Origin of the sequence: Cellulosimicrobium sp. I38E (assembly GCF_001647255.1) — a bacterium.
Classification (GTDB): domain Bacteria; phylum Actinomycetota; class Actinomycetes; order Actinomycetales; family Cellulomonadaceae; genus Cellulosimicrobium; species Cellulosimicrobium cellulans_E.
In genome coordinates, this window is record NZ_LUAZ01000083.1 from 74,157 (window position 1) to 87,183 (window position 13,027).

General features: G+C 74.2%; 15 protein-coding genes. 10 read left to right on the forward strand and 5 right to left on the reverse strand.

All coding sequences use genetic code 11. The annotated features are described in order from the left end of the window. Positions 1–13 precede the first annotated feature (13 nt). Positions 14–409 carry a nuclear transport factor 2 family protein gene (locus tag A0J59_RS19885; protein WP_047232545.1) on the forward strand — a complete coding sequence of 132 codons (396 nt, stop codon included), beginning with the start codon at positions 14–16 and terminating at the stop codon, positions 407–409. 76 nt (positions 410–485) lie between these two features. On the opposite strand, the gene A0J59_RS19890 is transcribed toward A0J59_RS19885, so the two are convergent. Next, entirely contained in the window at positions 486–1,295 is an 810-nt protein-coding gene (locus tag A0J59_RS19890; RefSeq protein ID WP_064317233.1) for an aminoglycoside 3'-phosphotransferase, read from the reverse strand. 125 nt (positions 1,296–1,420) lie between these two features. Between A0J59_RS19890 and A0J59_RS19895 the strand changes: the two genes are divergently transcribed. Then, positions 1,421–1,891 carry a peptidoglycan-binding protein gene (locus tag A0J59_RS19895; RefSeq protein ID WP_047232547.1) on the forward strand — a complete coding sequence of 157 codons (471 nt, stop codon included), beginning with the start codon at positions 1,421–1,423 and terminating at the stop codon, positions 1,889–1,891. Here the strand turns inward: A0J59_RS19895 and A0J59_RS19900 are convergent. Further along, a complete protein-coding gene (locus A0J59_RS19900) occupies positions 1,869–2,882 on the reverse strand; it encodes a 3-methyladenine DNA glycosylase (protein WP_369799801.1) in 1,014 nt (337 codons plus the stop codon). The two genes, A0J59_RS19895 and A0J59_RS19900, sit on opposite strands and share 23 nt — an antisense overlap. 199 nt (positions 2,883–3,081) lie before the next feature. On the opposite strand from A0J59_RS19900, the gene A0J59_RS19905 reads away from it, so the two are divergent. After that, positions 3,082–4,155 carry a DUF4190 domain-containing protein gene (locus A0J59_RS19905; protein WP_052877558.1) on the forward strand — a complete coding sequence of 358 codons (1,074 nt, stop codon included), beginning with the start codon at positions 3,082–3,084 and terminating at the stop codon, positions 4,153–4,155. Positions 4,156–4,183: 28 nt separating this feature from the next. Then, positions 4,184–5,116 carry a hypothetical protein gene (locus A0J59_RS19910; protein ID WP_047232548.1) on the forward strand — a complete coding sequence of 311 codons (933 nt, stop codon included), beginning with the start codon at positions 4,184–4,186 and terminating at the stop codon, positions 5,114–5,116. A 27-nt stretch (positions 5,117–5,143) separates the two neighbouring features. On the opposite strand, the gene A0J59_RS19915 is transcribed toward A0J59_RS19910, so the two are convergent. The 3 genes from A0J59_RS19915 to A0J59_RS19925 form a co-directional block, all read right to left on the reverse strand. Then, positions 5,144–5,524: an MmcQ/YjbR family DNA-binding protein gene (locus tag A0J59_RS19915; RefSeq protein ID WP_064317234.1), complete on the reverse strand. Its 381-nt coding sequence runs from the start codon at positions 5,522–5,524 to the stop codon at positions 5,144–5,146. 65 nt (positions 5,525–5,589) lie between these two features. Beyond that, entirely contained in the window at positions 5,590–6,597 is a 1,008-nt protein-coding gene (locus A0J59_RS19920; protein ID WP_047232550.1) for an aldo/keto reductase, read from the reverse strand. Between the two features lie 9 nt (positions 6,598–6,606). After that, positions 6,607–7,824 carry a heparan-alpha-glucosaminide N-acetyltransferase domain-containing protein gene (locus A0J59_RS19925; RefSeq protein ID WP_047232551.1) on the reverse strand — a complete coding sequence of 406 codons (1,218 nt, stop codon included), beginning with the start codon at positions 7,822–7,824 and terminating at the stop codon, positions 6,607–6,609. A 140-nt stretch (positions 7,825–7,964) separates the two neighbouring features. Between A0J59_RS19925 and A0J59_RS19930 the strand changes: the two genes are divergently transcribed. The 6 genes from A0J59_RS19930 (at position 7,965) to A0J59_RS19955 (ending at position 13,021) form a co-directional block, all read left to right on the forward strand. Next, complete coding sequence (locus tag A0J59_RS19930) at positions 7,965–8,855, forward strand: methyltransferase domain-containing protein (protein WP_082141153.1); 891 nt, start codon at positions 7,965–7,967, stop codon at positions 8,853–8,855. A 56-nt stretch (positions 8,856–8,911) separates the two neighbouring features. Then, positions 8,912–9,694: a fumarylacetoacetate hydrolase family protein gene (locus tag A0J59_RS19935; protein WP_047232552.1), complete on the forward strand. Its 783-nt coding sequence runs from the start codon at positions 8,912–8,914 to the stop codon at positions 9,692–9,694. Between the two features lie 83 nt (positions 9,695–9,777). After that, complete coding sequence (locus A0J59_RS19940; RefSeq protein WP_156186348.1) at positions 9,778–10,317, forward strand: hypothetical protein; 540 nt, start codon at positions 9,778–9,780, stop codon at positions 10,315–10,317. A 23-nt stretch (positions 10,318–10,340) separates the two neighbouring features. Then, positions 10,341–10,661, forward strand: a complete 321-nt coding sequence (locus tag A0J59_RS19945) for a hypothetical protein (RefSeq protein ID WP_156186349.1) — start codon at positions 10,341–10,343, stop codon at positions 10,659–10,661. Positions 10,662–10,727: 66 nt separating this feature from the next. Continuing rightward, on the forward strand, positions 10,728–12,230 hold the full coding sequence (gene gltX / locus A0J59_RS19950) for a glutamate--tRNA ligase (protein ID WP_172820094.1): 1,503 nt from the start codon (positions 10,728–10,730) through the stop codon (positions 12,228–12,230). Then, on the forward strand, positions 12,227–13,021 hold the full coding sequence (locus A0J59_RS19955; RefSeq protein ID WP_064317236.1) for an HAD family hydrolase: 795 nt from the start codon (positions 12,227–12,229) through the stop codon (positions 13,019–13,021). The genes gltX and A0J59_RS19955 overlap by 4 nt, the downstream gene beginning before the upstream one ends. Positions 13,022–13,027: the final 6 nt, after the last annotated feature.

Sequence of the window (13,027 nt, forward strand, 5' to 3'; positions counted from 1 at the left end):
CAGAGGAGGGACCATGACCGAGACGACGACGCGGACCGCGACGGCGGTCGAGCGCTACCTGGAGTTCTGGAACACGGCGGACGCGGCCGGTCGCGACCGGCTCGCGCGCGACACGTTCTCCCGCGACGTCGAGTACGTCGCCCCCGTGACGCGTGCCGGGGGGTGCGACGCGGTCCTGGCGTTCGCGACCGAGCTGCTCACGCACGTCGCGGGGCACCGGTTCGAGGCGCGCTCGGCGCCGGACCTGCTCGACGACCGGCTGCGCCTGCGGTGGCGCGCGGTCGCCCCCGACGGGTCGGAGTTCGCGACCGGCACCGACGTCCTGCACGTCCGGCCCGACGGGCTCGTGTCGTCGGTGACGACGTTCCTGGACCGCGCGCCCGACGGCTTCGTCGCGCACCACCACTGACTCGCTGAGTGCAGGAGATAGCCGCTGTCCCATCGAGACGACGGCGACCAACTCCTGCACTCAGCAGGTCGGGGCGTCAGGAGAGGTCCCAGAGCAGGCGGTAGTAGGCGATGCGTTCCGGGTCCGGGTCGACGCCGTAGCCCGCGTAGACGTGGCCCTCGTACCCGGGGCCGTAGTTCCACTCGGTGCTCCACGCCGCGACGGCGAGGTCGGCCCAGCGGTCCGCGACCCCGAGCGAGCCGAGGTCGACGTGCGCGGCGAACTTGCCATCGTCGTGCAGGAGGGTGTTGGGCACGCACGCGTCGCCGTGGCACACCACGAGCCGGTCGACGGCGGGCGGGTCGTCGAGCCGGGACTTCGCCTCGGCGACGCCCAGGCCGCGGTGCTCGGGGAACCACCCGTCCGGGCCGTCGCCGCGGGCGAGGCGCGGGTCCGCGTTCGACACGCGATCCTCGACCGCCCAGGTGAACGGGCACGACCCGACGGGCAGCGCGTCGTGCAGCGCGCGCAGCCCTCGCCCGATCGCGCGGGCGGCGGTCGCCGGGTCGGCGACCCAGCGCGGCTCGACCGCCGACCGTCCCGGGACGGCGCGCGTGACGAGCCAGGCGCCGTCGTCGTCGGAACCCTGGGCGAGGACGTGCGGGACCGGGGCGCGGTCGCCGACCCAGGCGAGGCGTGCGGCCTCGCCCGAGAGGTCGATCTCGGGCGTGCCCGCGGGCACCCACTTGGCGAACCGGGTCCCGTCGGCGCCGTCGAGCCGGAACGTCAGCCCTCCGAGCTCGTTGCGCCACACGGGCGTGGTGACGTCGTCGCCGGCGAGCGCGCGGACGGCGTCGGGCACGACGACCGGGCCGGTCGGGACGGCGGCGAGCGGGACGCGACTCATGCGCGCGATCCTCGCACGCCGGGCCCGCGCATCAGGGAGCGCACGTCGGCCCTCCCTCCGGACGGGGGCGCGGGACCCCGACGGCGGGAGAGCCCGCCGGTCCCGCGACGACGGAGGGAACGACGATGACGACCGTCCTGACGACACTGCCGACCTGGCCGCGCGTGCGACGCGGCGCCAACGGGCACCCGGTCCAGACGCTCCAGCACCTGCTGCGCCACCGCGGGCACGAGATCGCCGTCGACGGGCTGCTCGGACCGCGCACCGAGGGCGCCGTCCGCGCCTTCCAGGACGTGGCCGGCCTCGACGTCGACGGCGTCGTGGGCCCGGCGACGTGGGCCGCGCTCGTCGTGGTGGCGCGCCGGGGGAGCGTCGGCGAGGCCGTGCGCGCGGTGCAGCGCGAGGCCGTCGCGCGCGACCTGTCCGGCGGACCGGAGCCGGTGCTCGCCATCGACGGGCAGTTCGGCCCCCGCACCGAGGCCTGGGTGCGCGGCTTCCAGGACGCGCTGCACGCGGGCTTCCCGGAGGTCGTCGTCGACGGCGTCGTCGGGCCCGTGACCTGGCGCTGCCTCGTCAGCGGGATGCTGTCGCACTGACCTCGCGCGCGTCCGGCTCGCTGCCGACGAGCGCGTCGCACACGGCGAGCAGCCGCGCGCGCAGCGCCGCGCCGCGCTCCGCGAACGCGCGCTGGTGGCGCACGTACTCCGCCTTGCCCTCGGGCGTCTCGATCGCGACGGGGTCGAGCCCGTACGACGACACGTCGTAGGGCGACGCCTGCATGTCGACGACGCGGACGTCGCGCGCGAGCTCGAAGCAGTCGAGCACGAGGTCGCCCGGGACGGCGGGCGTGAGCTTGAGCGCCCACTTGTAGAGATCCATGGTCGCGTGCAGGCAGCCGGGCTGCTCCAGGGCGGGCTGGTTCTCGCGCGTCGGCCGCAGGCGGTTGAGCGGGCCGGCCTCGGGGGTGAAGAAGCGGAACGCGTCGAAGTGCGAGCACTGCACCGGGTGGGACTCGACGACGCGGTCGGTGCCGTCGTGCCCCAGGCGCAGGGGGAGCGGGTGCCGGTGGTCGCGGCCGGTGGCCCGGTCGCGGTAGACCATCGCCCACTCGTGCAGCCCGAAGCACCCGAACCGGCCGGGCCGCGACGCCGTGGCGGCGAGCAGGGCGCGCAGGTAGCGCACCGTGTCGCCGCGGTCGGCGAGGAACGCGCCGGCGTCGAGCGTCAGTCCCGCGGGGGTCTCGCGGTACCACCGCCACGCGCCGCGCGCCGTGTACGGGTCGGCGGGCTCGTCGTCGGGCCGAGGTGCGGTCTCGGGGGCGGGCACGCGGCCCTCCGGCGGGGCGAGCACGACGCCGGGGCCCGGGTGCCAGCGGCGGAGCTGCGCCGGGCGCGTGGGGTAGTAGGTGAAGAGGAAGTCCTCGATCGCGTGCTTCTCGCCGCGCGGCTTGCGCTCCCGCCACCCCGCGGTGAACGCGTCCGCCCGCTCGGCGTGGGCGTGCTCGCGCGAGGTCCACTCCTCGGCCGGGAGCACGACGGTGCCGACGACGGCGGTCGTCGGGGAGGCCGGGGTGGCGGTCGAGGGCACGGTCCCAGGGTACGAGAGCACCGTGGCCGGGCCGACGGGACGGGTTTCACCCGGGCGGCATTTTCCCGATGTGGGCGCGAGCGGGAAGAATGCTCGTGAACGTGCTGTGAAGGCCCGGCACGCCCGCCCGGAGCGACCTCGTCGCCCCGGCACCCGACCCGTTTGGACCGATCTCGCGGCGACGCCGCGGAGGAGCACCATGTCGCAGCCGCCCACGGCACCGCAGGACCCGTACCAGTTCGACCCCTACCGGCCGCACGGCGCGGACCCGGCGCAGCAGGCGCCGTCGCACGACGCCTGGGCGCCGCAGGGCGAGGCGCCGACGCAGCCGTACGGGTCGGCGAACGACGCGTACGCGGCCCCGGGCTACGGCGCGGCGCCGGAGCAGGCTCCCTACGGCGCGGGTCAGGCACCCTACGGCGCCGGCCAGGCGCCCGTGTACGGCACGGACCAGCAGCAGGGATACGGCCAGCAGGCCGGGTACGGCCAGCCCTCCGGCGACCCTGCGCAGCAGCCGTACCCGCAGCCGTACCCGGACCCCGCGCAGCAGGCGTACGGCCAGCCCTACGGCGACCCGGCGCAGCAGCCGTACGGCAGCCCGTACGGCAACGGCTACTCGGCGTACACCGCGCCCGCCCCGGCGACGAGCACGATCGCGATCGTCGGCTTCGTCCTGGCGATCCTCGGCTTCCTCGGGAGCTGGATCCCGTTCGTCAACATCTTCGCGGCGCTTCTCGGCATCACCGGTGTCGTGCTCGGGTTCGTCGGGCTGTCCCAGGTGAAGCAGGGTCGCTCCGGCAAGGGCTTCTCGATCACGGCGATCGTGCTCGGCGTGCTGTCCGTCCTGGCGACGATCCTCATGTGGGTGGTCTTCGTCGTCGCGGCGAACGAGGCCTCGACGCAGTACGAGCAGACGCTCTCGGAGGTCCAGGAGGAGTCCGACCGCGCGTTCGGCGAGGCGACGGACGACATCCTCGCGAACGACCTCGGCGTGGAGTTCGGGACCTTCGAGGGTACGGCCGACGAGCTCGGCTGGGTCGAGTCCTCGCTGCCGGTCACGTTCACCAACACGTCCGACGAGCCCCTCACGTTCGACATCGACGTGGACGCGGTCGCCGCTGACGGCACCGTGATCGAGAGCGACTGGGCGTACTCCGAGACGCTGGAGCCGGGCGCCTCGGAGACCGTGGAGATCTTCGACTTCATCGACGCCGAGAACCTCGAGGCCATGAAGACGGCCACGTTCGAGGTGACGCAGGCGAGCGCGTACTGACGACGGCTGCACAGGACGGAGACCGAGCGTGAAGGACCCCGCGACCTCGCCCGGGGCGAGCGCGCGCGAGCCCGCCTGGGGCACGGCGCCCGGCACCGAGCGGGACCCCGCCGAGGGCGGCCGCGCGCCGGACCCCGAGGCTCCCGGGACGCCGCCCACACCGCGCGGCGAGGGTGAGACCGTCCCGGCCGCCAGGGCGCGGCCCCGTGGGCGGTGGTCGTGGGCGACGGCCGCGCTCGTGGCCGCGACGCTCGGCGTCCTCCTCGTCGTCGCCGTGCTCGCCACCGAGACGGTGACGGCTCGGCGCGGCTGGGCGCACGTCGGCGGCCTCTACGCGGTCGCGGGCGCCGCGGTGGTCGCGGTGGGTGCGGTCGTGTGGCGGCGGGGCACGCGTGGCGTGGCCGGCGCGACGCGCGCGCTCGTCGCGCTCCTCACCGGCACCGTGGTGCTCACGGCGTGGGTGACGGTCGACGTGATGACGGGCGGCGGTCCGGGCTACGGTGCCGGCAGCTCGCTGCGCGGTTATCCGTTCGGCGGCGGCTACGACGAGGGTCCCGAGATCGGGGCCGCCTCGGACCGGGTCTGGTACGGGGAGTCCGTGCGCTACACGGACGGCCTCGTCGTCTCGGTCTCGGCGCCCCAGCCGTACACGCCGACCGAGGACGCCTCCGTGCGCGAGGACGACCACCCGCACGCGGTCCGCCTCCGCGTGCGGGTCACGAACGGTACCGGTCAGGAGGTCGACCCGGGCGGGCTCGACCTGCAGCCCGTGTCGGGCGGGCTCGTCGCCCGCAGGGTCTTCGACTATGCCCCCGACGTGCTGCTCGACGACCCGGACACCATCGCCCGGGGGACGAGCGCCGAGTGGGACCTCGTGTACAACGTGTACGACCCCGCGGACGTCGCCGTCGGGCTCGAACCGACCTGGGCGAACTACGCGGTGGCCGTGTTCTCCTGGTGACCCGCGCGCAGGGTGGTGCGCCGTGCGTCACTCCGTGCGGTCGAGGTACTCCTGCGCGAGCCGCTTCGGGGCGCGTGCGAGCCACGCGTCCTGGAGCAGCTCCTCCAGCTCCGGGACGGCGACGAGGTCGAGCCGGGCGAGGACGATCGGGTACCCGTCGAAGTGGCTCGTCGTGAGGAAGACGTCCGGGTCGTCACCGACCAGCGCCGCCTTCTCGCCCTCGTCGGCGACGCGGAACGCGACGGGCGGTTCGACGGGCGCCGTCTCGCCGAGCTCGTCGAGGTCCTTCGCCCGCAGCGGCCGCTCCCAGACGAAGAGCTTGCCGTGCACGGTCCACTGCCGGGGACCCTTGAGGTCCGTGTCCGGCAGCGCCGAGACGATCCGCTCGACGTCCTCCCACGAGGCCATGCCTCCACGGTAGGCCGCCGGTCGACGACGGACCACACGATCGGCCGGCTGACCGCGGCGGCGCGTCAGAAGGGTGCGACCTTCCCGAGCGGCGGGAAGATCTCGTCGAGCTCGGCCAGGTCCTCGGCCGTCGGGGTCCAGGCCCCGGCCGCGGCGTTCTGCCGCACCTGCTCGGGCTTCGTCGCGCCGGCGATGACGCTCGACACCTGCGGGCGCGACAGCAGCCACCCGAACGCGACCTGCACCTCGGTGATCCCGCGCACCTGGCAGAACGCGCCGAGGCGCGCGAGCGCCTCCCACGGCGCCGACTCCAGGAGGTGCGGCTTCGACGTGACGAGGCGACCGTCGTCGGGCCGCGCGCCGTGCGCGTACTTGCCCGTGAGGAGGCCGTTCGCGAGCGGGAAGTAGGGGAGCACCCCGAGCCCGTACGCGGCCGCCGCGGGCAGCACCTCGAGCTCGGCCGCGCGGTCGACGAGGTTGTACTGGTTCTGCGCCGACACGAAGCGCACGGTCCCGGCGGCGCGGGCGGTGAACTCGGCCTCGGCGACCTGCCAGCCCGCCCGGTTGGAGTGTCCGACGTAGAGCACCTTGCCCGCGCGCACGAGGTCGTCGAGCGCGGCGAGCGTCTCCTCGATCGGCGTCCGCGGGTCGGGGGTGTGGAACTGGTAGAGGTCGATGCGGTCCGTGCCGAGGCGGCGCAGGGAGTCCTCGACGGCACGCACGACGTAGCGCCGCGACCCGCGGGCGCCGAAGTCCTCGCCCGCGGCCCCGTGCATCGACATGCCGAACTTCGTCGCGACCACGACGTCGTCGCGACGCGACCCGAGCGCCTGGCCGAGCAGCTCCTCGCTCAGCCCGGGGCGACCCCCGTAGGTGTCGGCCGTGTCGAAGAACGTCACCCCCGCGTCGAGCGCGGCGTCGACGACGGCGCGCGTCCCCTCGAGCGTCTCCGTCACCGTGCGGGGGCGGCCGAAGTTGTTGCACCCCAGCCCGACGGCGGACACGGCGAGTCCGGACCGGCCGAGTCGGCGCAGGGCGGGGCGGGGTGCGGTTCCGTCGTTCGCAGTCGTCATGCGGCGACCCTACGACGGGCCACGGGCGGCCGTGACCGCGGACGCGCGCGCCGCGACCGCGGCGAAGAGCCGCTCGAGCGGCCCGCGCCCCAGCGCCCAACGCCACAGGGTCGCGACCGCGAGCGTCGCGAGGACGAGCGCGAGGAGGGGGCCGTTCGTCGTCTGCTCGAACGCCGCGTCACCCCACGCCCACACCACGACGATCTGCGCCGTGTACACCGTGAGGGCCATCGCGCCGACGGCGGCGACGGGCGCCAGGACCCAGCGCCCGAGCCGGCCCGCGAAGAGGCACGACCCCAGCACCGCGACGGCGAACCCGCCCGACCCCACCACCTCCGGCAGGGTGTCGGTGTGCGGTCCGGCGAGCCACAGGTACGCGCTGGTCGGCCACGGGTCGGACCAGTCCAGCGGCTCGGGCCGGAAGCTGCTCGACCACGCCGCGGCGGCGTCCTCGACGGCCTGGGCCCCGCCGAGGGGCCCGGTCATCGTCGCCGAGAGCCCGTACCCGATGCCCAGGGCGAGCAGCCCGCCGCCCACGAGCCCGACGCGCGTGGCGGTCGAGGACAGGTCGGAGCGCCCGATCGCGATCCCAACCAGCACGTACGCCATCCACACGACGGCGGGGTAGTGCCCGGACACGAGGAAGTCCGTGAAGGCGCCCGAGCCGTCGTCGGGCAGGTGCAGCCCGGCGCGCGCGAGCACCTCGGGGAGCCAGTACGCGAGCACCGGCCCGACCACCGCGACCGCGCCCGCGAGCGCGAGCAGGTCGCGGCGGCGCCAGCGCAGGAACGGCAGGGCGAGCACGAAGTACGCGGCGTAGAAACCGAGGATGAGCAGGACGCGCGTGCCCAGCAGGTCCAGCAGGCCCACGAGCCCGAGGAGCATCACGGCGCGCACGAGGATGCGCGTGCGGGTCTGGAGCGCGGGCAGCCCGTCGAGGGGCGTCCGCCCGCCGGAGACGATCGCGAGCGACACCCCCGCCACGAGCGCGAAGAGGATCGACGACCGCCCGTGGGACAGCGAGAGCCAGCCGGAGACCTCCCCGAAGTCCTCGGACGTGTACCCGACGTGCGCGGTGAACATGCCGAGGACGGCGATCCCGCGCGCGACGTCGACCCCCGTGACGCGCCCCGGCCCGCCGAGCAGGAGGGTGACGTGCCGCCGCGCGAAGCCGGGGGAGCGCGCGGGGTCGCCCGGGGAGGGTGTCGTGCCGGTCGCGGCCGTCATGGGGGGATTGTCCGTGCGCGGGCGCGCTCCCACCCGGCCGCCACGCCGGAGCGGTCGACGGTGCGATGCCCGCGCGGACCGCGCGCCCAGAGTGTGAGAACGGGGTCGAGAACGATGCACGTCCGGCCTACGGTGCGGGTATGACGCACACCCCCCACGGCGCCGACGCGGCCGCCGACCACCACGCCGACGCCCCCACCGGGGCCGGCAGCGACCCGGCGCAGGAGTCCGAGTCGTACACGCACGGCCACCACGAGTCCGTGCTGCGCTCCCACCGGTGGCGCACCGCGGAGAACTCGGCCGGCTTCCTCCTGCCGCACCTGCGCGCGGGCATGAGCGTCCTCGACGTGGGCTGCGGCCCGGCGACGGTCACCGTCGACCTCGCCGACCGCGTGGCCGGGGGGCGGGTCGTCGGGGTCGACGCGTCCGAGGCCGTCCTGGACAGCGCGCGCGAGCTCGCCGCCCAGCGCGGCACCGCGAACATCACGTTCCAGCACGCGAACGCGTACGAGCTGCCGTTCGCGGACGGCACGTTCGACGTCGTCTACGCGCACCAGCTCCTGCAGCACCTGTCCGACCCGGTCGGCGCGCTGCGCGAGATGAAGCGGGTCGCGAAGCCCGGCGGGCTCGTCGCCGTGCGCGACGCCGACTACGCCGCCATGACCTGGTACCCCGAGTCCCCGGGCCTCACCGAGTGGAACACGCTCTACCACGAGGTCACGCACGCGTACGGGTTCGAGGCCGACGCCGGGCGCCGCCTCTTCTCCTGGGTCCAGGACGCCGGGTTCGACCTCGACGGCATCGCGCCCACGGCGAGCACGTGGTGCTACGCGACCCCCGCCGACCGCACGTGGTGGGGCGGCCTCTGGGCCGAGCGCTGCGTCGCCTCGAACTTCGCCGTGCAGGCGAAGGAGTCGGCGCTCGCGGACGACGTCGCGCTCGAGCAGCTCGCGCAGGACTGGCTGCGCTGGGCCGAGGAGCCCGCGGGCTGGTTCGCGGTCCTCAACGGCGAGGTCCTCGCCCGCGCGTGAGCCCGTACGGGCACGGTCGCGCGGTCGCGCGGGCGCAGGCCGGATAGCCTGAGCCCGTGCGCATCGCGAGATTCACCACCGGAGACGACCCCCGCTACGCCCTCGTCCAGCAGGAGGGGGACCGCACGTACCTCGCGGTCCTCACGGGCGACCCGCTCTACATGCCCGTCACGCCGACGGGCGAGCGCATCGAGCTGGGCGACGGCGTCCGGCTCCTCGCGCCGGTGATCCCGCGCTCGAAGATCGTGGCGGTCGGCCGCAACTACGCCGACCACGCGAAGGAGATGGGCAACGACGTCCCGACGAGCCCGCTGCTCTTCCTCAAGCCGAACACCTCGGTCGTCGGCCCGGACGACCCGATCGTCCTGCCCGACTTCTCGCAGGAGGTCTCCTACGAGGCGGAGCTCGCGATCGTCATCGGCCGGCTCGCCAAGGACGTCTCGCCCGAGGCCGCACCCGGCTACGTGCTCGGGTGCACGGTCGCGAACGACGTCACCGCGCGCGACGCGCAGCGCACCGACGGGCAGTGGGCGCGTGCCAAGGGCTTCGACTCGTCGTGCCCGCTGGGCCCGTGGATCGACACCGACCTGAACCCCGAGGACGTCGGCGTCCGCAGCCGCGTCAACGGCGAGGTGAAGCAGGACGGCCGCACGAGCGACATGATCTTCGACATCCCGTTCCTGGTGTCGTACATCTCCGAGGCGATGACCCTCCTGCCGGGCGACGTCATCCTCACCGGCACGCCCGCGGGCGTCGGCCTGGTCGACGCGGGCGACCGCGTCGAGTGCGAGGTCGAGGGGATCGGCGTCCTGAGCAACCCGGTCGTCCGGCGGGTCTGAGCATGCGACCCGCCCCGGGTCGGGCCGTCGCGCGAGGAGCCGGCTGGGGCGCGGTCCTTCCGTGCGCGGTCGTCGTCGTGCTCGTGGTCCTCGCCGTGCTCGCCGGGGGCGTCCCCACCGGGGAGGCCTTGTCGTACGGGATCGTCCTCGCGATCGTCAGCGTCCCGGTCTGCGCCCTCGTCGGCGCCGCGATCGGCGGCCTCTTCGTGTTCGTGCGTACTCGGTCGCGGAGCAACCCCGTCGCTCGCCCTGGCGGCAGCGAACGAACGCCGGGAGCCGGCGGCGGACCGGGTGGACATCCGGCAGCGACGCTGCTCCTCACGGCCGACGACGTCCTCGCGATCCCCGGCGTCGCCTCCGTCGACGTGACGCGCGTCGAGCCGGGTCTCGAGGACCTGTACGTGCGGTTCGACGACGATCCCGACGGCGAACGCGACGTCGTCGTCCTGCACAACACCTCGGTGGGAAGCGCACTAGCCCTGGTCGACACGGCAAGACTTGAGCTCGACGAGAAAGATCTCCGAGCGCTCCTGGAGTCGGTCGGTGCTCGCCGGTTTCGCGTCGAGAGGGGCAATCGGATCGTCGTCTGGCACCCGTCGGGCGACGAACAGGTATTCGTCTGATGGGGACTTCCGGCAAGGACGGTGTGGCACGCGACTATCCGACACGGGAGGAGACGCGGGCCGCTCTGCGCGGGCTCGTGGACCAGTCGCGCTCCCGCGACGAGGTGAGCGACTGGGCGTGGGAGTACCTCGCCCAGGACTCGCACCGATACGACGAGTGCATCCAAGAAGCTCTCGACCGCCTCGCCGGTGCCGAGCCACTCCCACCCGGGATGACCGGCGACTACACCGTCGACGACTTCCGCGACTGGCTCCACGACTTCGAACGTTGCGTGACCGGTCGAACCGTCCGCGACACCGTCCCGCTGCCCGCGCCCGCTGCGGACCCGGCCACGCGCGACTGAGACGACGACCGGGGCCACGCCGGACGCCCGGGCGACGGACGGCGCCGGGCAACTAGGCTGGGAGCCGTGATCCCCGCACCTGGCTCCTCGCCCGTCCGCGTCCGTTTCTGCCCGTCCCCGACCGGGACGCCGCACGTCGGGCTCATCCGCACCGCGCTGTTCAACTGGGCGTACGCGCGGCACACCGGCGGCACGTTCGTGTTCCGCATCGAGGACACCGACGCCGCGCGCGACAGCGAGGAGAGCTACCAGCAGCTCCTCGACGCGCTGCGCTGGCTCGGGCTCGACTGGGACGAGGGCGTCGAGGTCGGCGGCCCGCACGAGCCGTACCGGCAGTCGCAGCGCGCGGACATCTACCAGGACGTCATCGCGCGGCTGGTCGAGGGCGGGTACGTCTACGAGTCGTTCTCGACCCCCGAGGAGTCCGACGCACGCAACGCCGCCGCGGGCGTCAAGACCAAGGGGTACGACAACTTCGACCGCACCCTCACGGACGAGCAGAAGGCCGCGTTCCGCGCCGAGGGCCGCGAGCCCGTGCTGCGCCTGCGCATGCCCGACGAGGACATCACGTTCACCGACCTCGTCCGCGGCGAGATCACGTTCAAGGTGGGCTCGGTCCCGGACTACGCGCTCGTGCGCGGCAACGGCCAGCCGCTCTACACGCTCGTCAACCCGGTCGACGACGCGCTCATGGGCATCACGCACGTGCTGCGCGGCGAGGACCTGCTGTCCTCCACGCCGCGCCAGATCGCGCTGTACCGGGCGCTGCTCGAGATCGGCGTGGCCGAGGTGATGCCGGAGTTCGGCCACCTCCCGTACGTCATGGGCGAGGGCAACAAGAAGCTCTCCAAGCGCGACCCCGAGTCCAACCTGTTCCTGCACCGGGAGCGCGGCTTCACGCCCGAGGGCCTGCTCAACTACCTCGCGCTGCTCGGCTGGTCCATCTCGCCGGACCACGACATCTTCACCGTCACCGAGCTGGTCGAGGCGTTCGACGTCCACGACGTGCTGCCCAACCCCGCGCGCTTCGACCTCAAGAAGGCTGAGGCGATCAACGCCACGCACGTGCGCCTGCTCGCCCCCGAGGACTTCCGCAACCGCCTGGTGCCGTACCTGCACGCGGGCGGCCTCGTCCCGGCGGACTCGTTCGCGGACCTGTCGCCGCGCAACCAGGAGATCCTCACGGCGGCCGCGCCGCTCGTGCAGGAGCGCATGGTGCTGCTCGGCGAGTCGGTCGGGATGCTCGGCTTCCTCTTCACGGCCGACGACGCGCTGACGGTCGAGGACGACGCACGCGGCGCCCTGCGCGACGACGCGAAGGACATCCTCGCCGCCGCGATCACCGCGCTCGACGTGCTGCAGGACGGCGAGTTCGTCACGGCGGCCATCGAGGAGCGCCTGCGCGACGCGATCGTCGAGGGCATGGGCGTCAAGCCGCGCTTCGCGTTCACGCCGCTGCGCGTCGCGCTCACGGGCCGCCGCGTCTCCCCGCCGCTGTTCGAGTCCATGGAGCTGCTCGGCAAGGGCTCGACCCTGGAGCGCCTCGTGCGCCTGCGGGACGCGCTGTGACGGACCTCGGCGTCTCGGCGACCCCCGCGCCGCTCGAGGGCGTCCTGTTCGACGTCGACGACACGCTCGTCGACACGCGCGCCGCGTTCGCGGAGGCGATCGCCGCCGCGTCGCGCGTGTGGCTCCCGCACCTGCCCGAGGACCGGTACGACGAGGTCCTCGCGCTGTGGCGCTCGGACCCGAACGGCCACTACCGCGCGTACACGCGCGGCGAGGTGGACTTCGACGCGCAGCGCATGGCGCGCGCCAACGAGCTCCAGGCGACGTTCGGCGGCGAGCTGCTCGACGACGCCGCGTACGTGGACTGGAAGGAGCTCTTCTGGGGCACGTTCGAGGCGTCGTGGACAGGGTTCGAGGACGCGCGTCCGGTCGTGGACACGCTCGTCGCGGCGGGGGTCCGCGTCGGCTCCCTGACGAACGCGCGCGTCGAGCTCCAGACCCGCAAGCTCGCCGCGGCGGGCCTGCCCGACGTCCCGCTGCTCGTCGGCGTGGACACGCTCGGCTTCGGCAAGCCGGACCCGCGCGTGTTCGCCGAGGCGTGCGCGCGGCTCGGCACCGACCCGGCCCGCACGGCGTACGTCGGTGACGAGCTCGACGTCGACGCGCGCGCCGCGCGCGCGGCCGGCCTCGTCGGCGTCTGGCTCGACCGCCCCGGCACGCGCCGCGGCGGCCCGCACCCGGAGGACCCGATGTCGGCCCGCGCGTCGGGCGTGCACGTGGTCCACGCCCTGGCCGACCTGCCCGCGACCCTCGGAGTAACGGCCTCGGCCGAGGCCCCCACGCCGAGGTAGAGCCCT

Bases quoted from the DNA above. Each gene is read 5' to 3' on its own strand.
- A0J59_RS19885 (WP_047232545.1), top strand. From the start codon at position 14: ATGACCGAGACGACGACGCGGACCGCGACGGCGGTCGAGCGCTACCTG.
- A0J59_RS19890 (WP_064317233.1), bottom strand. From the start codon at position 1,295: ATGAGTCGCGTCCCGCTCGCCGCCGTCCCGACCGGCCCGGTCGTCGTG.
- A0J59_RS19895 (WP_047232547.1), top strand. From the start codon at position 1,421: ATGACGACCGTCCTGACGACACTGCCGACCTGGCCGCGCGTGCGACGC.
- A0J59_RS19905 (WP_052877558.1), top strand. From the start codon at position 3,082: ATGTCGCAGCCGCCCACGGCACCGCAGGACCCGTACCAGTTCGACCCC.
- A0J59_RS19915 (WP_064317234.1), bottom strand. From the start codon at position 5,524: ATGGCCTCGTGGGAGGACGTCGAGCGGATCGTCTCGGCGCTGCCGGAC.
- A0J59_RS19920 (WP_047232550.1), bottom strand. From the start codon at position 6,597: ATGACGACTGCGAACGACGGAACCGCACCCCGCCCCGCCCTGCGCCGA.
- A0J59_RS19925 (WP_047232551.1), bottom strand. From the start codon at position 7,824: ATGACGGCCGCGACCGGCACGACACCCTCCCCGGGCGACCCCGCGCGC.
- A0J59_RS19930 (WP_082141153.1), top strand. From the start codon at position 7,965: ATGACGCACACCCCCCACGGCGCCGACGCGGCCGCCGACCACCACGCC.